This window comes from Pseudoalteromonas sp. UBA6610 (assembly GCF_002433295.1).
Classification (GTDB): domain Bacteria; phylum Pseudomonadota; class Gammaproteobacteria; order Enterobacterales; family Alteromonadaceae; genus Pseudoalteromonas; species Pseudoalteromonas atlantica.
The window spans coordinates 16,066-32,358 of the sequence record NZ_DJHW01000141.1 but is presented as its reverse complement, the minus strand read 5'-3'; the positions used below and the strand labels follow the sequence as shown (position 1 = coordinate 32,358).

Here is a 16,293-nt window from a genome sequence, read left to right as displayed (position 1 = left end):
CAGTTATGGAAATAATAAATAGCTTTTATACAGGGCATAGAAACGGCATTAATAATAATGGTTACGTTGTATATTGCCGTTACGGTTTGCCGTATTTAATTTGTTTGCCAATAAATAGGCCGGATGATCCATTGCTAAATCCTGCATTAACGCATTTAAAAGCTATGGATGGTTATTATGCTAATCAGTTTTTAAGTAATTTACATAATGCTTTAAATAGTGAAGATACCATAGCCGCTTTATATCAGTACGCATTACAAAGCCCGGTATCAATTTCGGATTATAGTAAGTCAGAATTAGTTGATACCTTATCGGGTTTAGTTTCTCAAAGTAAATTATTAATTATTCCTTTATTTGATTAGTTTTATTGTCAAAAAGTAAATAAGACAAGGAGTCTTTATGGGTAAGCCCGCAGCTACAATTGGTCATATGCATGTATGCCCTAAAACCACAGGTACAGTCCCGCATGTTGGCGGCCCTGTTGTGGTAGGCTCAACTAATGTATTAATAGGTAGCATGCCCGCAGCACGTAAAGGCGATATGTTAGTGTGTGTTGGGCCACCCGACAGCATAAAGTCAGGCTCTGGTAGCGTAAAAATTAACGGTAAACCCGCAGCTCGAATGGGTGATGATAGCTCCCACGGCGGAAAAATTGTTGTTGGTAACCCTACTGTATTAATAGGTGGCTAACCTTGCTGTCTACTTACATAAGTAATCATCAAGCACAATTGCTCTGTATTAGTAAGGCGCAGTGCTGCCCGTTTACTTCTGTAGGTTATGTAAAAACACTTAAAAAAAAGCTGTTAGAAACAACGTGGTTAACCGCTAAAAAAAATAATACTCCGCAACACTTTACACAACCCGATTTAACTTTAATTAATACGTTAGTAACGAGTGAGCAAAGCCTTGATGTGACTGCGCAGGCATGTATAGAGGTTATGGCTAATTTACCGCAAACAATTAACCTGGCTTTTATAAACTCGTTGCTCAACAGCCCATCCCTGCATAACTTAGCAAAGGCTGTTATTTATAAAGTTTTATTACAGCAACACAGCTTTAATTTAATTGCATTAATTGACTTAAACACTATTTATTTTGCATTGGCTGATAGCACCGAACAAGAGGCAACATCAGCCGAAACAGTGGCGCTTATCAGTGCATTCAACCCTAATGCAAACATACAAGTGCTAAAACATGTGTTTGATGAGCTATGTAAAAGTAAGCTTGTTAATTCACCGTTAATGTCGCTTTTTTTATTATCACTAAGTTGGGAACAAGTAAACGCATTAAGTAATTACGCAAGCAATGTTTTAACACTAGATGACACGTTACATGTGCTATTACAAAGTGGCTATGTAAAGCTAGTGCCCTTAGCGTGTATGTCGTTAAATCAAGTAGAAAACCCAACAGCTATTATTGCCTTAATAAGGCGAATGCTCGGTGATAAGCTCGATTTACTCGTAAGCTATGACATTCAAGTAAGTGCATTTAATGCTGAACAACAAGCACTAGTGGCTTTTAAACAGCAGTTACAGCAAAACTGGCCTAAATACGAGGAGGAGCTTTGCTTACAAAGGTTTGTAGCTGGAAAATCTCTGAATAAAAGGTTAAACGCAATAGAAATGTCGGCAATGGACTGTTATAGCCAAGCAATATTTAATTTGTATACCTACTACAAATCGATGGCTAAAAATGTAAAAGCAGAGGCGCAAGCATGAAGGCGTTTAATGTAAACGTAAGCTGTTTTTCTACGCCTTTGTCGCAAGACATAGATACACTGCTATATGCCGATACCCCAGCTCCACCTAACGGTATTACTTGGCAATCATGGAATGCCTGTATTTATGATTGCATAGTAAGAGCGAAAGAGCTTTTTGCTAAAGTAGAAGACTCAAACTTGCCACTTGTATGGTTATTGCCAGCACTTGCGTACCAAGATGAGTTAAAGCAGCTTTTAGCAAAAAGTTTTAAACAGTTGTTCCCTGAGCATGTAGAGCACTTATTATTTTATGGCGCTGTTGGTGCTAATACGTTAGTGCAGTTGGCGGTGCAAAAAAAATGGCATAAGGCAAACGTGATAGCCATTGATGCTACCTATAAAGCCGATAAAAACAATGAGTGGGTATACTTAGGAGTAGGTGGTGCACTCGCGACTATTGAAACGGCTCAAATTGGCTGGATGCAAACTAGTCATGAATTTGCTCCTTCAATAGATTTTATAAAGCACGACCAACTAGGCGGTATATTTTCAAAAATCGCACAGGATAATAAAGACCATATAGATCTTATATTTGCACCTGGCAACGGCATACATCAGCAAAGTGATGTATGGCTGACTAATTTACAATTGCTCAGTAATTTAATTAATGAGCATACACATTATGAATTACCTAATTACAAATTAGGTAAAATTGGTGCGCTTGAAGGACTCGTCAATTTATATCAATTGACCTCAAGCCCGGCTATTGTAAATCACTTTAAACACGCGTTAGTGATTTCTCAAGAACAATCAAAATATCAGGCCGCAGCATCATACTTATGGATAAGTGAGGAAGTACACAACTAATGCAAAGTAATACGGTTGTTTTACAAGGAACGAGTTACCCCATTTGCCTAGTTGCTGGCAAAGGCCAAACGCCGTCAGGTTATGCGCCAACTGTGGCAAACACCCCAGAAACGGCTAAACAACAAATAGCTCAAATTGGTGGTGCGTTAACAGGTGACGCTGCCAAACGTCTTGATGTAATTAATTTATTAAATAGTGCTGGCGTTAACTGCCCACGCAGCGCATCAGCTCGCGAAACCGCAAGCGTACTTACCCAGGCCTTAGTAAGTGGCGCAGTAACGTGTTACCACCAAAAAGCAAAGTCGGCCATTCAAGTAAGCGATAATACTAATAGTGGCTCAGCGGGCAAAAAGTCGAGCAATAAATCAAGCTCAACTGCATCAGGTAAAAGCGCATCGCAAGCACCCGCAAAAAACACGGGTGGTGCAAGTAATAACACCGCAAGTGAAGAGCCCATTACAAATCAAGAGTGCCGATCAGATCCAGTTTCAATGCTCTCTGGCGAAGAAATTCTTCCGCTTATCGACTTTACCCTAGCAGGGAGTCGCCAATTAATATGGCGACGTTTGTATCGCTCATCTCATGCTGATGTGTGCACAACAATGGGTAATGGTTGGCGCCATGACTTTATGGCAAGCCTTACAGAGCATTATTTGCCGCCACCAAAAGTGGGTCCTAAACAAAAAGGCACTTACTGGTTAGAGTACCAAGACGAGCACGGCGCTAAACATAAATTTGAAAAGGTGAAACCTGGCCAATCAAGCTATCAGTTAAGTAGTAACCTTGCGCTACATTACCAAACAAATGGTAAGCAAGTACTTGTAACACCAGATGACCAACACCTTACATTTAAACCAGGCGAAAGCGCGTGGCTGCTTGAAAAAATAATTAACGAAAAAGGCCAAAGCATCGCGTTTTATTACGATGCTAAAGAGCGCCTAAACCGTATAGAAGTAAACAAAGTACGTGGCTGTATAATTAGCTACAACGCGCAAGGTTTATTAAGTAAAATAGCAGCGTACTGCACCGATAAAAACAACAAACAGCAATTGCTATCGCCCTTGCTTGCAAGCTATGAGTACGACGAAAACAAAAACCTTGTTCAGTCTACTAATCAGCAAAACGAAACTGAGCGCTACGCCTATAACGCCGCTAATTTATTAGCAAAGCGTACCCGAGCCAGTGGCTTTAGCCATCATTTTGAGTGGGATAGCTACTCACCCAGCGCTAAATGTATAAAGCAGTGGGGCGATAACAATACCTATACCTACCAGTTTGAATACAACCCTGAGCGCGGTGAAACAACCTGTATAGACTCTCGAGGCCACAAAGAGCACTTTGTACATAACGCACAAGGTAAATTGGTAAAACATACCGACCCTAACGGCAACGTTTGGCAATATACATACAATGCGCAAGGCCAAAAGCTCAGTGAAATTAAGCCCGATAGCAGCACAACGCGCTATAGCTATACACCTTATGGCCAATTAGAAACAATAACGCAGCCAGATGGTAGCCAAACCCATTTTGCTTACAACCAACTTGGGCAACGTGTAGTAACTACCTTACCTGATGGCCAAACCATTACGCGTAAATACAGTGTGGCTGGCTTATTACAAAGCGAAACCTTTGGTGATGGCCGCACCACATTATACAGCTACGATAAGCTCGGACAGTTAACCCAGCATATTAATAAAAATGGTCAAATCACCAAGTTTATTTGGAACGAGCAAGGCGAGCTTTTAGCAAAACACCATAACGATGAGTTAATACGTTACAGCTACGACAGCTTAGGCCGCGTAAATGCCACACTGAATAACGCAGGGTTACTCACCCAATATAAATACAATGAGCACGGCCAGCTTACACAAACAATTGCCTTTGATGAAAACGAGCCTGAACATAAACAGCATCAATACTTTAGCTACGACGAAGCAGGGCGGTTAATTAGCTCGCAAAACAGCAAAGGCGACACCACCGAGCAACACTTTGAAGGGCTAAGCCAACCGCATTGTGTTATTCAGCCCGATGGCAGCGCACTGCATTTAACGTACGACAAAGAGCGCAACTTAACAGCCATCGAGCGAAGCGATGGTCACGTATACCGCATAAGTTACGACGCTAACGAAAACCCAACACAAATAACCGGGTTTGATGGCACGCTACAGCAATATAAGTACGATGCCTGTAACCGCTTAGCCTCAGTAACACAAAGCAACAAACGCCATGTAAAAATAGAGCGCGACAGCCTTGGCCGCGTAACTGCGCAGCATGCAAGCCTTGCAAGCGACTCACATATCATTAATAACGCCAATTACTACAGCTATAACCTGCAAGGTAAAATTACTCGTGCACATAATGCGCAATCAACACTTAAGCAGCAGTTTGATAAAGGCGGCAGGCTATTGTGCGCCGAGCAAGTTAATAACCAGCAACAAGCGCATACCCTAGAGTACAGCTACGATGAATACGGCAGAAGACAAACTCTTACCCTGCCAGATTCAACCACGCTTAAATACAGCTACAACCAGTTTGGCCAGCTTAGCGGTATTAACTTACAGCAAACCAACAGTAAAGAGATTGAGCTAGCTGAGCCGCTTGTAACATTAAGTTACGACAGCCAAGGTAATATTAAAGCCCAGCAGTTTGGTAACAGCATAACCCTCAATCAACAGTTTGATGTATTCAACCGTTTAACGCAGCAACAGCTTACACATCCAGCGCAAGCATTATTCGATACCTGTACGTACAACTACGACAGCGTCAACCAGCTCATTGCCCGTAAAAACGAAGGCGTAAGCAGCCAAAACATCAATTTTGAATACAACAGCCTCGGCCAGTTAATACAACAAACATTGGCAGGCTCACGTACTGATACAACCACACACTACCAGTGGGATAGCTTTGGTAACCCGCAAAGCCAAACAGTAGAATCAAACACAATCGATGCAGACCTTAGAGATATAGGCGAGCAGGGTATAGAACATGATGCAGCCAGTAATGAGCATACAGTCAGCTCTTCTATTGATTTAACACACGCCACGCATAGCGAATACAAAGAGTTAGCGCTAAATAGTGGTGAAAGTAGTAGTAAAAATAGTAGCAACGTTGACTCAGTAGCAAACAATGAAAGTACTAACAACACCACAATAAACAGTGCCACCGACGCCGACCGTCTGACACAATTTGGCGACAGCGACTTTTACTACGACGAGTTTGGTAACCAAATACGCGAAACCGGCAAAGGCATTAAAACCCGCCGTGAATATAACGCATTTAACCAGCTAAGCTGTTTTAACAACAACGGCACGCTCACTCAATACGACTACGACCCACTCGGTCGTCGTATCGCCAAGCACACCGAGCACGGTAAAATTGACTACATTTGGGATAACGACCAGCTAATCGGTGAATGCCAGCACGGTGAATATACCTGGTATATCAACCTACCAAATCAATTTCACCCAGTAGCGCTAATTAAACAAGGTGAGGTGTACTACTACCACCTAGACCAACTGAATACCCCACGTTTTGTTACCAACAGCAAAGCAGAAGTAGTATGGAAAAACCAAGCGGATGTGTATGGCTATGAAGAATCAGAAGCCGAGCCTGAGTCAAATAAAAAAGACATCTTCACTCAGCCAATACGTTTTCAAGGGCAATATTTAGACGAGGAAAGCGGCCTGCACTACAACCGCTACCGCTATTACAGCCCCAAACAACAACGCTTTATAAACCAAGACCCGATTGGCCTTGTGGGTGGCATAAACCACTACCAATATGCACCAAACCCGGTGAATTGGGTCGATCCGATGGGGTTATTGTGTAAAGAGGGGGTGAAAAAGCTTTCTAAGATGATAGGCGACATCGTTGACCCAGCAACAAAAGCCAAAATATTAAAAATTGCTGAAGACAGTTCTCCAGCAGATGCCAGAACTGGTAATATTAAAGTAACAAGACCTAATGGTGAAAATAGACTTGAGCATGAATATAGTATCGAATCTATGGATGTTGATAACGGTAAAATTACTTTAACACGAGAAGTAGGCGATAAAGTGATTGAAACTACAATGACCATTGAGCAGTTTGTTGGTGGGCATGTTATTGATGGCAAAGTGGTAAATGAAGAATGGTCTCGTGAAACAGGAACGTTGACTGAGAATGAGTTAAAACTCAATAAAGCAACTAAAAAGGCAGGCAGTAAACGGACTGTTTCTTCTCTTCCTGTAACGTTGAAAGAGAATGTGAATACTCGTGATGCGGAAATGCTCGAGCGAGATAAGCACAAGGCGAAAGCTTCACCAGAAGAAACACAACGTTATAACGACCAAATACCACTGATTAACAATGAATCAGCCAAAATTGGTGAAAAGGCTGCTGATGCAGCGATTAAAATACAGTACCCTGGTTATACTCGCATTCACCCAACTAGCTTAGATAGTTCTACATCGGTAAAGGGTAACTTTGATATGGTTTATCATAATGCTAATGGTGATGTAATTATTGTTGAAGCCAAGGGGGGCAGTAGCCCATTGGGTAAAATGAAAATAGGTGATGAATATTATCAGCAAGGTACAACGGAATATGCAGAAGCCATTACGGAACAAATGGCAGATAGCGAGAAAGAGTCTGAATTAGATGCTGCTGAAGCAATTTACAATGCTGACACAAAGAATAAAAAGGTTCAATATTTACACGTTAAAACACCCATAACTAAAACAGAGAATGGCTCGCTCGTCGGCAGTGTAGAAATTTCCGAATTTGATATATAAAAAATAACATAATAGGTTAAATATGATTATAAATCGCAATAGCATTCCAGAATTTGAAAAAATACCTCTTAAAAGACGTTTAAAGCGATTAGAGCGAGCTTATGAAGAAATTGCAGAAAATATTGAAATTAAAAGGGACAATTTATTGACGATATCAAAGGATATGATAAAGCTTGCTCGCTGGCTCACTTGGGAAGTTCAAACGCCAGAGATAGAGAAAAAGTCAGCAACAGGGCTACGTTATGCGTCAAAAATGTACGCAGCGTTCTTAAAGCTTGCACAGTACCCAGAGCAAGACCTTACGTTTAAAATATATGATTTACCTGAAGTAAAGTGGAATGGAAAGGGGATGTTAGAATCTGGACGCGCAGCTCCATCGCAATGGCTTGATGCCTATTTTTTAGCGGTTATTACTCGCGATACTGAAAGTATGGATAGCTTGGCAAATTTCCCTATAGAAACAATGAAACAAAGTGCGACACAGGCAGGCCCCGTTTCTTATAAGCTCGTTGAAGTATTTCAAGCTTATCACCATCATCAAGCCGATTACCCAAAATTGCTTGACGAGTGTATGGGAATGGCTGTTAAGCAAAATGATGACTGGGCGATATATATTGCTTTCGGATACTTAGAAACTCTAGCTGCTTTATCACCAGCAACTTTTGATGTTGGTTGTGATTTTAATGAAGCACTTGCCAAAAACGTACAAGCGCAAGAGCGCTATCACATTTATGAGGCAGGTCCAGATCATGCCCCTGTAGATTCATTCTTACCCCTGCAATTACTCGGCATGGCGTGCATGTGGCACGATATGGGTAATGAGGTAACGGTTGAAAGTGATTCACTTCCTCGTTTTTTAATTAATGGAACTTATTTTAAATAATTAGAAATATAGGTAAGGAGGCTCAAACCACTATGTTTGGTTTAATAAAAAAATATGACGTACACATGTGCTCTGAAGTTAAAGGGGTAATTACTTTAAACGGTAATCCCGTTGAAGGTGCTTTAATTAATCGCAGCCTCAAATTTGCACATAAAATTGAAAAAGCGGGAATAAACTAGACACCCATTTTAAATAGTGGGTGTTAATTTACTACTAATACATTGTAATTAAAAATATAACATTAAAGAAAAGGATGCTTCGATGGCAGTAATCAGAATAACTCAATCTGTTGGATTGGGCGGCGCTAACAATTTAAACGATGTAAAAACCGTACAAACCGCTTTAAATTCACTTCTTTCCCTCATAGCGCCCACTAGAAAACTTACCGTAGATGGCCGTTTAGGCTCACGCCCTGAAAACTCTAAAACAGTAGCGGCTATTAAGTTGTTTCAAAGCAAAGTGGTAAACATGGTACGCCCAGATGGAAAAATAGATCCAAATGGACGCACCCATAGAAAAATTAACGAAAAGCTTATAACCCTTGTAGTTAAAAATAACTTTAAGCTACCAGTTGCCTCTACAGATGTTAAAAAGCTATCAGAATCGGATTATCAAGATATTGCAAAGGAACTAGGATGTAAAGTTGCAGCTATTAAAGCTGTCGCCGATGTTGAATCATCTGGTGATGCATTTTTTTCCAATGGTAAACCAAAGATCTTATATGAAGCACATATATTTTCTCGCTATACAAATCATATATATGATCAGAGTCATCCATCTATATCTAGCAGACACTGGAATCGTAGTTTATACATAGGTGGTACAAGAGAATACACAAGACTAGAAGAAGCTATGACTCTAAATTCAACAGAGGCATTAAAATCAGCTTCTTGGGGGCGTTTTCAAATTATGGGCTTTAACTATCGTGCATCAGGGTTTTCTAATGTTGAGGAGTTTGTACGAACAATGTTTAGCTCTGAAAGAAAGCAACTTGATGCGTTTGTTAACTTTGTGAAACATAAAGGCCTAGAGAAACACCTGCTCACGCTAAATTGGGCTGCATTTGCCAAAGGCTATAATGGGTCAAAATATGCGGAGAACCAATACGATATTAAACTGCAAAAGGCATTTGAAAAATATGATAAAAAATAACCGTTTTCAGGCTTTATTTATTCTTCCGCTATTTTTTGTTGCATCATGTAATGCGACTCAAAGTGAGGCTGAGATTATATTTAAGTGTCAAGCTGATGCACCTAAGCCAGTCGAAATTGTTGTTAGTGAAGTGAATGGAACATTTAAATTGGAGGCGTTTAATGTTGATGGAAGCAACCTCATCAATTCCATTTCACTCAGTGATATAAGTAAGTCCAGTTATCACCGCTCTTTAGTTACAGAGCATAGTATGACTTTTACGCAAGCTAATGGTGACATCGTAGTAAGTGATTACTACAGTGAAGAGTTTGATACGGTTACAGAGGAAAAATCAGTCACCATACAAAAAAATGGCAAAAAAGAATATTGGACTTGTGATGATTCAAGTTTTAGCAAGCTATCTGCTATTGATGATTTTTAAAGTGCATCGTAACTATTCAGCCCCACCTTTAGAATAAATAACATGATACCCACTTTAAATAGTGGGTGTTAATTGGCAGAATAAACTAGATGGCAGAATAAACTAGACACTCATCTTAATTTTGAAGTTTGGCTGATACAAAATATTACCACTGTATCTCGCGTTGTGTTCGGCGTGCTTTTTTGTGCGGTGAAGAGCATTTTACAGGTCAATCTTATGAACATCGACGAGGCTGGGTTGAAGATAAGCTGCTTGAGTTAGCCGAGATATTTTGTATTGATGTGTGCCCTTATGCTGTTATTAGTAACCATACTCACTTGGTTCTGTATGTAGATGACAAAAAAGCTGAATGATAAAGTGACCATTATTCGTTGGCATAAACTGTGTAGAGGTACTGTACTTACACAGAAATATATAGAGGGCGAAAGCTACTCGCATAAAATTAAATCAACTATAGTGAAATTTTAGTAATAAATCACAACTGCATCATGCAGCGATTTTTATGCGTTTAATTTAAATTTAACAGCAGTAAAATTCTATTTTATGGGTTAAATAAACTAAATTTATTAGGAAAGATAGGTTCTTAATCTAAAAATTTTTATGGCACAGTTTAGCTTTTACTTGCAACTGAAGTATATGAGGAGTTGAGTAAGTAGTGTCTAAAAACGATGAGGTATTTCTATTATTTCCACCATGGAAGCTTTTACGAAGGTTTCTATTTGTAACAGTGCTCTTACTTTTGGGTACTGTATACTCCGGAATGACTGTATTAACGCAATACTTTGATACAGAACCTGAGTGGCTGTTAGGAATTTTATTTTCTACAGGGGTAGCATTTTGCCTTATAAATTTTAAAGTAAGCCAAGGCTCTTTTTTTTGCGCAAATATATTAAAATTCTATGCTTTATTTTTAGCTGTGATTTGCTTACCGACATTTATAATTTTAGAGGGTAATGGGTATTATATTGCAACAGTTAGCAATATAGCCTTTATGTTGCTCTCTTTTTATTTAATTAAAGGTGAAAAATACCAAGGTCTTATTAAATATCAGTATGTTTTTTTTAAAGATATAAAAGACGCTCGTGCTGCTGTCGAAAAAGAAATGGCAAAAAGTAACCGAAGGAACAAAAAGTAATAATTTTTTTTACCTTTATTCAATTTAGAACTCTAGGGAGCTATAAATGCCTAAACTAAGGCGCTATAGAAATGATATGGAACAACAAAACCAACAAACATTAACTAACCTTGTTTACGATATATACGAAAACCCAACTTTAATAGAAGAGCATCAAGTGCTTATAATGCCCTTATTGAGCGATTTAGTTGCCACTGCACCAGCTGGCTTTGAGGGGATGGCGACAATGATTAATACCCATATTTCTAATGGGTTTAAATTCAAAAATCCTAAAATACAAAAATTTGAACTTGAATCAGGGCTTTTAAAACTTAAAACATACTTTCAAAAAATAAACCTTTAATACCTACCTCTCTTTTTTATTGAGCACCCACATTTTTAATTTTAATGCAGCACGTGTGCTGCATTTGTTTTTTCTCATTAAGGATGATGTATGAGCCTTATTACCACGAGTATTTTAATGCTGTTCTTACAGCCTTTATTTGTATATTTAGCTCTTTTTAAAGAGTCTGAGCAAAGTGCCCGAAACCGTTCACTAGATAACGAAGATGCTATGTATCTATTTATAGCGCCATGGTTAGCTGTATTTTATCCTGATGACTTTTGGCAGGCAGTACTTTATTTAGGAAGTGTATGCCTACTAGGTTTAATGCTTGCCATTATTGTAAAAAGCAAAGCTAAAAAACGATTAACAAGGGATGACGCTATTGGGTTTACTATTGCCAGTTTTTTATTTTTTTGGCTTATAAAATTAATTATTGGTGGGATAGGGTACCTTTTTAGCGAAAATGCCGCGAATGGTTCAGCGGCCGACATAGGCCAGCAAGCTTTTTCATCAACTTCAGGTGAGCTTTTAAACTGGGGGTATTTATATTATCAGTTTTGGCCAACGCTATACTTTTCACTATCTATGCTAACCACTTTAGTTATAAAAATAATTGAAAGCCGGTTTGATAAACATTCAATTTCAGGCTCGCTGTTAATTTTGGGTGCAGTTTTAGCTGGCGTATCACCGTTATTTGGCAATGCTTTTATTTTAGGTGTGATAGCTAACTTTTTTATATTTTTTGTTGTGTGTACGGCATGCATAGAAATTGATAAAAAGAGCGACCCTTCAGCCGGTGCTATTAGTATTATGTATGCTTTTTTGCTTATGGGCGGCATCATGTTTAGTGGCATTGGTAAATTAATATATACACTATTTTATAATTAGATTAGTGATTGTTTTTTGATTAAAAAACATGCAGTATAATTGTACCTAATTAGACCCCTACTTTTTCAGCATAAATATGGCTGGTGTAATTAATTAGCCATATATATTAAGTAGTTTATAGCTAGGCCTTGGGAGAGAGTTTGCTTTGTTTTTATCGCGCTTAAAAATTTTTGTATTGGTAATAGTCTCTATTGCCGTTGTTTTTTTTACTACATCACAGGCTTGTGCAGATATGTTTGGCTTTTTTAATAAACAAGAATTTTATTTATCGGCTCCAGTAAAAGGGCAGTTATTAGATAATGGGCAGCCAGTTGCAAACACTAAAGTGATGCGCTCACTTACCTATGGCGATGAATACGTTGATGAAACCACAACAGATGAACAGGGTTATTTTACCTTCACAGAAAAAACAATAAAAACAGGTAAACCTTCTAATATGTTTGATAACGACTCGTTGGTTCAACATATTTATTTAGAAAACGGCACGCCAGAAGGGATTGTTTTGTGGTACACACTTGTTTCAATTCATGAAGATAGCGATACACTCAAAGCGCTTCTTGCACACTTAGAGTGTGATATTGGCCAAGAGCCACAAACTTACGATATTCCAATTAAAGAAGATACAAGCCACACTTTTGCGATATACACATCATGTAAACTTTAACTATTTATTTAAAGGGAACTTATATGAATACTTTGACACCCACTCAAGCCGTACAATTAGCAAACCTTGCTTATAAAGCAAAAAGTATTAAAACCACTAATTTACTCAATCGCACACTTCATGCCTCTTTGCGCGACAATTTTAACTTTTCAGTTAACCCTGGCGCAGTACAAGGGGTAACGGGCAGCTTTTTTTCTCATTTATTTAATTTAAGCACGGGCTTTGCTTTAGTAGGGCATGGGCTTGGCGCGTATGAGGGCGATTCGGTTATAACTATTCGGGGGACTAACTCGCTAAGAGATGGATTAACCGATGGGCACTTTGGTGTGAGTGGTGGGTCAAATGGCAGTATGGTGCATGCTGGTTTTAATAAGACTTTTTATAGTATGAAGCCTGCGCTGCAAGAGTTTATAGCAGCGAATATTCAAGATAAAGTAACGGGTTGCGTTCATTTAGTTGGCCACAGCTTGGGTGGTGCGTTAGCGACGCTTTCTGCTGATTGGATCAAAGCTGAGTATTCACTTCCTGTAAAATTATATACGTTTGGTTCGCCACGTGTTGGGCTTGAAAACTTTTCTCGTGCAGCCACATCCAGAATCGATAAAATTTATCGCTGTACACATGGGGCTGACCCAGTGGCTAAAGTGCCTTTATGGCCTTTTTCGCATGCTCCGCACAATGGCCAAGAAATACGTTTAGATAGTGGACAAGGTTTAAAAGGGGCTGCTCATACTCTTGCTGGTACGCCTGGCTACTTAAACACTGCCAATAGCAATAATTGGAACAACTTAACTATACAAGCTAATAACTTTTTAAACATGCCTGTGCGTTTAAAATTTGAAGACAGAAATCAAGCATCATTTACCTCACATTGGGCAGATAAACTTGGTGCTGCATTAATTACCCTTTTAAAAGATGCAGGCTATTACAGCGCAGTTGCTGCCCAAGCAGCCATTGGAACCGGGCTCACTTTTTACGATATGTTGGCGCGAACGCTTGATAAAATAGCTAAAGCGTCAGCCTCGTTTGCAACACAAACCTTAGGTTTACTAGGGCATATGTTAGTGTTTGCAGGCAAAGTAATTAGTAAAGCGGTGGAGCTGACTTATAGCTTTATAAAATCTGTTTTCGACTCAACCCTAGGCGCTTTATACAGAGCTGCAAGAGAAGGGCTTAGCGGCCTAGACTAACCTTAATTTAAATCTCAATCTCGCTCTAACAAAATAGCACCACTTTGGTTTTCGCCTAAGTGGTCGTTTTTGTTATACATAGGGCACTTACTCATAGATAAACACCCACAACCAATACAGCCATCTACGCGGTCGCGTAGGCGCTGCATATACGCTATGCGCTCATCAAGCTGTGCTTGCCATTGCTTTGAAAGGGCTGACCAGTCTTTTTGTGTGGGAGAGCGCTGCTCAGGTAATGTGGCCAGGGTGTGTTTAATTTCATCAAGTGTTATTCCCATGGCTTGTGCGGCTTTTATTACCGCTATACGGCGCAGCACATCTTTTTTATAGCGGCGTTGGTTGCCGCTATTTCGCCAACTACGTATGAGTCCTTTTGTTTCGTAAAAGTGTAGGGTTGATACTTTTACGCCGCTGCGCTTAGCGACATAACCTACGGTTAGGTTAGCCTCGGTTAGTTTTTTTTGATCTATTGGCATTGTTTTAAATTTCCGGTTGACCTCAATATAAGTTGAGGTTTTAAGCTTCTTTCAACATTAAAAAAGGAGCTAACTAAATGCAACAAAAACTTAAACGTAGCACTGTTATTATTTACTCAAGCGCACGTAAAAATGGTAATACGCAGGCACACGTTAACAGCTTTGCTGAGCAAAACGATGTAAGGACAATATGTTTAGATGATTATAAAATAGCGCCGTACTGTTATAACAAAAACTATAAAAGCGATGACTTTTATGCTGTATTTGAAGCACTGTTAAAGTATGACCACTGGGTGTTTGCCTCACCCGTTTATTGGTACAGCACCACGGTACAAATGAAGTTATTTATTGATAGAATAACCGACTACATGGACGATGAAGCATTAAAACCAAAATTACGAACGCTGCGTAGTAAGCATTTTTCTGTGCTTTCTAATGCGTCATCAAGTGAAGCGCCGGCGTGTTTTGTAGAGCAATTTAAAAATACGTTTAGTTATTTAGGTATGCAGTTTATTAATCATCACCATAAAAGTACCCAAAAGGTTGCTTAAATTGCAGCCTTTTTTGGTTGTCTCTGGTAGTTTAGTAATACGCTTAAAAACACAGGATTGTTTTATGAAATATTTACTAGGGTTAGTGCTGCTTTTTAGCCCGTTTATTAATGCTAATGAGCAACCAATTAACGGGTTTGGTAATTATTATAATGTACCCGAGCATGACAAAATTAATAGCTCTACGGTATTTAAAATAGCATTTGATGTTGCTGATGGCGCTAAAAAAGGCGAGCAAAATAATTCAATAAATTCGCTAGCGCGTTTTATTAACATGCATGTAGCGCATGGTGTAAAGCTTAAAAACATTCAACTTGCATTAGTTGTGCACGGCAGCGCGAGTGTTGATGTGTTAGCTAATAGCGAATATAAAAAGCGCTTTAGTGTTAACAATAAAAACCAAGCGTTAATTAAGCAGCTACTTGCTAATAACACTCAGGTGTATGTGTGTGGGCAATCGGCAACTCACTTTAAAGTAACGTCTGAGCTGCTTATTGATGGCGTAAAAATGTCGCTTTCTGCGATGACCGCGCACGCACAACTTCAACAACAAGGCTATACATTTAACCCATTTTAATGACGCAAATAACAAAAAATATACTCTGCTTTGGCGATTCTAATACGTGGGGTTTAAACCCCGAAACAGGTAAGCGCTATGATGAAAAGACCCGTTGGACGGCGCGGTTACAGCAACAGCTAGGCAGTGGTTTTAGCGTAATAGAGTCGGGGCAGCCAAACCGTACGCTTGTGAATAACCCGCCTTTTACGGGGGAGCTTAATGGTATTCGCTATTTAAAACCCGATTTGCAGCAACACGCTTTACACACGCTCATTATTGCACTTGGTACTAACGATTTAAAAAAGCGTTTTAACTTAGCCCCAACAGATATAGCCACCGGCCTTACGCATTTTATTGGCTCTATTAAGCAATTTTACTCGCCTGCTGACTTACCGAACATAATTGTTATTGGTCCTTTATTTATTAACCCTCAGCATGGATCAAGCCATATTTATTTAAACTGTAGTCAAAAGTTACAACCCTTAAACGCTCTCTTTAAACGTGTAGCACACGAGCACGCACTTAATTACGTTGATATATCACACCTTAACGCCCCCATAGGGAGTGATGGTATACACTTAAATAGCCAAGGCCATAAGCAGCTTAGCGATATACTCAGCCACCTAGTTTTGCAATTATAATGCAAACAAATCAATAAATTAAAAACGTAATTTGCTTTAATTATTTTACAAGCTTGATTGCTTTTATGCC

Annotated in this window: 18 protein-coding genes and 1 pseudogene; 18 read left to right on the top strand and 1 reads right to left on the bottom strand. The window is 39.3% G+C overall.

Features of this window, described 5'->3' with window-relative positions; genetic code table 11:
- Positions 1–5: 5 nt before the first annotated feature.
- From B4F91_RS18615 to B4F91_RS18545, 15 genes and pseudogenes are all read left to right on the top strand, one after another.
- On the top strand, positions 6–362 hold the full coding sequence (locus B4F91_RS18615; protein ID WP_286937701.1) for a hypothetical protein: 357 nt from the start codon (positions 6–8) through the stop codon (positions 360–362).
- Positions 363–399: 37 nt separating this feature from the next.
- Complete coding sequence (locus B4F91_RS18610) at positions 400–690, top strand: PAAR domain-containing protein (RefSeq protein WP_024032867.1); 291 nt, start codon at positions 400–402, stop codon at positions 688–690.
- Positions 691–692: 2 nt separating this feature from the next.
- Complete coding sequence (locus B4F91_RS18605) at positions 693–1,718, top strand: hypothetical protein (RefSeq protein ID WP_286937702.1); 1,026 nt, start codon at positions 693–695, stop codon at positions 1,716–1,718.
- A complete protein-coding gene (locus tag B4F91_RS18600) occupies positions 1,715–2,566 on the top strand; it encodes a hypothetical protein (RefSeq protein WP_286937703.1) in 852 nt (283 codons plus the stop codon). Before B4F91_RS18605 ends, B4F91_RS18600 begins: the two co-directional genes overlap by 4 nt.
- The gene (locus B4F91_RS18595) at positions 2,566–7,338 is read left to right on the top strand and encodes an RHS repeat-associated core domain-containing protein (RefSeq protein WP_286937704.1); all 4,773 of its coding nucleotides are present in this window, start codon (positions 2,566–2,568) and stop codon (positions 7,336–7,338) included. Before B4F91_RS18600 ends, B4F91_RS18595 begins: the two co-directional genes overlap by 1 nt.
- Positions 7,339–7,360: 22 nt before the next feature.
- Complete coding sequence (locus B4F91_RS18590) at positions 7,361–8,221, top strand: immunity 49 family protein (protein ID WP_096042754.1); 861 nt, start codon at positions 7,361–7,363, stop codon at positions 8,219–8,221.
- A 32-nt stretch (positions 8,222–8,253) separates the two neighbouring features.
- Positions 8,254–8,400 (top strand): hypothetical protein, encoded by a 147-nt coding sequence (locus tag B4F91_RS18585; protein ID WP_157743015.1) that lies wholly within the window; start codon positions 8,254–8,256, stop codon positions 8,398–8,400.
- A gap of 82 nt (positions 8,401–8,482) precedes the next feature.
- Positions 8,483–9,373 carry an N-acetylmuramidase domain-containing protein gene (locus B4F91_RS18580; protein WP_096042755.1) on the top strand — a complete coding sequence of 297 codons (891 nt, stop codon included), beginning with the start codon at positions 8,483–8,485 and terminating at the stop codon, positions 9,371–9,373.
- Entirely contained in the window at positions 9,360–9,794 is a 435-nt protein-coding gene (locus B4F91_RS18575; RefSeq protein WP_286937706.1) for a hypothetical protein, read from the top strand. The genes B4F91_RS18580 and B4F91_RS18575 overlap by 14 nt, the downstream gene beginning before the upstream one ends.
- A gap of 128 nt (positions 9,795–9,922) precedes the next feature.
- Positions 9,923–10,229, top strand: a pseudogene (locus B4F91_RS18570) (hypothetical protein); the annotation flags it as partial.
- Positions 10,230–10,449: 220 nt separating this feature from the next.
- A complete protein-coding gene (locus B4F91_RS18565; RefSeq protein WP_286937708.1) occupies positions 10,450–10,929 on the top strand; it encodes a hypothetical protein in 480 nt (159 codons plus the stop codon).
- Positions 10,930–10,975: 46 nt separating this feature from the next.
- Positions 10,976–11,272 carry a hypothetical protein gene (locus B4F91_RS18560; RefSeq protein WP_286937710.1) on the top strand — a complete coding sequence of 99 codons (297 nt, stop codon included), beginning with the start codon at positions 10,976–10,978 and terminating at the stop codon, positions 11,270–11,272.
- Positions 11,273–11,362: 90 nt separating this feature from the next.
- On the top strand, positions 11,363–12,142 hold the full coding sequence (locus B4F91_RS18555) for a hypothetical protein (RefSeq protein WP_286937711.1): 780 nt from the start codon (positions 11,363–11,365) through the stop codon (positions 12,140–12,142).
- A gap of 145 nt (positions 12,143–12,287) precedes the next feature.
- Complete coding sequence (locus B4F91_RS18550) at positions 12,288–12,806, top strand: DUF6795 domain-containing protein (RefSeq protein WP_024032856.1); 519 nt, start codon at positions 12,288–12,290, stop codon at positions 12,804–12,806.
- 23 nt (positions 12,807–12,829) lie between these two features.
- Positions 12,830–13,996 (top strand): lipase family protein, encoded by a 1,167-nt coding sequence (locus tag B4F91_RS18545; protein WP_024032855.1) that lies wholly within the window; start codon positions 12,830–12,832, stop codon positions 13,994–13,996.
- A 14-nt stretch (positions 13,997–14,010) separates the two neighbouring features.
- Here B4F91_RS18545 and soxR read toward each other — a convergent pair whose 3' ends face one another.
- Complete coding sequence (gene soxR / locus B4F91_RS18540; protein ID WP_286937715.1) at positions 14,011–14,472, bottom strand: redox-sensitive transcriptional activator SoxR; 462 nt, start codon at positions 14,470–14,472, stop codon at positions 14,011–14,013.
- 77 nt (positions 14,473–14,549) lie between these two features.
- On the opposite strand from soxR, the gene B4F91_RS18535 reads away from it, so the two are divergent.
- The 3 genes from B4F91_RS18535 to B4F91_RS18525 all read left to right on the top strand — a co-directional run bounded on the left by B4F91_RS18535 (position 14,550) and on the right by B4F91_RS18525 (position 16,223).
- Entirely contained in the window at positions 14,550–15,023 is a 474-nt protein-coding gene (locus B4F91_RS18535; RefSeq protein WP_096042760.1) for a flavodoxin family protein, read from the top strand.
- Between the two features lie 64 nt (positions 15,024–15,087).
- Positions 15,088–15,600, top strand: a complete 513-nt coding sequence (locus B4F91_RS18530) for a DsrE family protein (RefSeq protein ID WP_286937716.1) — start codon at positions 15,088–15,090, stop codon at positions 15,598–15,600.
- On the top strand, positions 15,600–16,223 hold the full coding sequence (locus tag B4F91_RS18525) for a GDSL-type esterase/lipase family protein (RefSeq protein WP_286937719.1): 624 nt from the start codon (positions 15,600–15,602) through the stop codon (positions 16,221–16,223). Before B4F91_RS18530 ends, B4F91_RS18525 begins: the two co-directional genes overlap by 1 nt.
- Positions 16,224–16,293: the final 70 nt, after the last annotated feature.

Coding starts and splice junctions, on each gene's coding strand:
- B4F91_RS18615 (WP_286937701.1), top strand. CDS start 6: ATGGAAATAATAAATAGCTTTTATACAGGGCATAGAAACGGCATTAAT.
- B4F91_RS18610 (WP_024032867.1), top strand. CDS start 400: ATGGGTAAGCCCGCAGCTACAATTGGTCATATGCATGTATGCCCTAAA.
- B4F91_RS18600 (WP_286937703.1), top strand. CDS start 1,715: ATGAAGGCGTTTAATGTAAACGTAAGCTGTTTTTCTACGCCTTTGTCG.
- B4F91_RS18595 (WP_286937704.1), top strand. CDS start 2,566: ATGCAAAGTAATACGGTTGTTTTACAAGGAACGAGTTACCCCATTTGC.
- B4F91_RS18590 (WP_096042754.1), top strand. CDS start 7,361: ATGATTATAAATCGCAATAGCATTCCAGAATTTGAAAAAATACCTCTT.
- B4F91_RS18585 (WP_157743015.1), top strand. CDS start 8,254: ATGTTTGGTTTAATAAAAAAATATGACGTACACATGTGCTCTGAAGTT.
- B4F91_RS18580 (WP_096042755.1), top strand. CDS start 8,483: ATGGCAGTAATCAGAATAACTCAATCTGTTGGATTGGGCGGCGCTAAC.
- B4F91_RS18575 (WP_286937706.1), top strand. CDS start 9,360: ATGATAAAAAATAACCGTTTTCAGGCTTTATTTATTCTTCCGCTATTT.
- B4F91_RS18560 (WP_286937710.1), top strand. CDS start 10,976: ATGCCTAAACTAAGGCGCTATAGAAATGATATGGAACAACAAAACCAA.
- B4F91_RS18555 (WP_286937711.1), top strand. CDS start 11,363: ATGAGCCTTATTACCACGAGTATTTTAATGCTGTTCTTACAGCCTTTA.
- B4F91_RS18545 (WP_024032855.1), top strand. CDS start 12,830: ATGAATACTTTGACACCCACTCAAGCCGTACAATTAGCAAACCTTGCT.
- soxR (WP_286937715.1), bottom strand. CDS start 14,472: ATGCCAATAGATCAAAAAAAACTAACCGAGGCTAACCTAACCGTAGGT.
- B4F91_RS18535 (WP_096042760.1), top strand. CDS start 14,550: ATGCAACAAAAACTTAAACGTAGCACTGTTATTATTTACTCAAGCGCA.
- B4F91_RS18530 (WP_286937716.1), top strand. CDS start 15,088: ATGAAATATTTACTAGGGTTAGTGCTGCTTTTTAGCCCGTTTATTAAT.
- B4F91_RS18525 (WP_286937719.1), top strand. CDS start 15,600: ATGACGCAAATAACAAAAAATATACTCTGCTTTGGCGATTCTAATACG.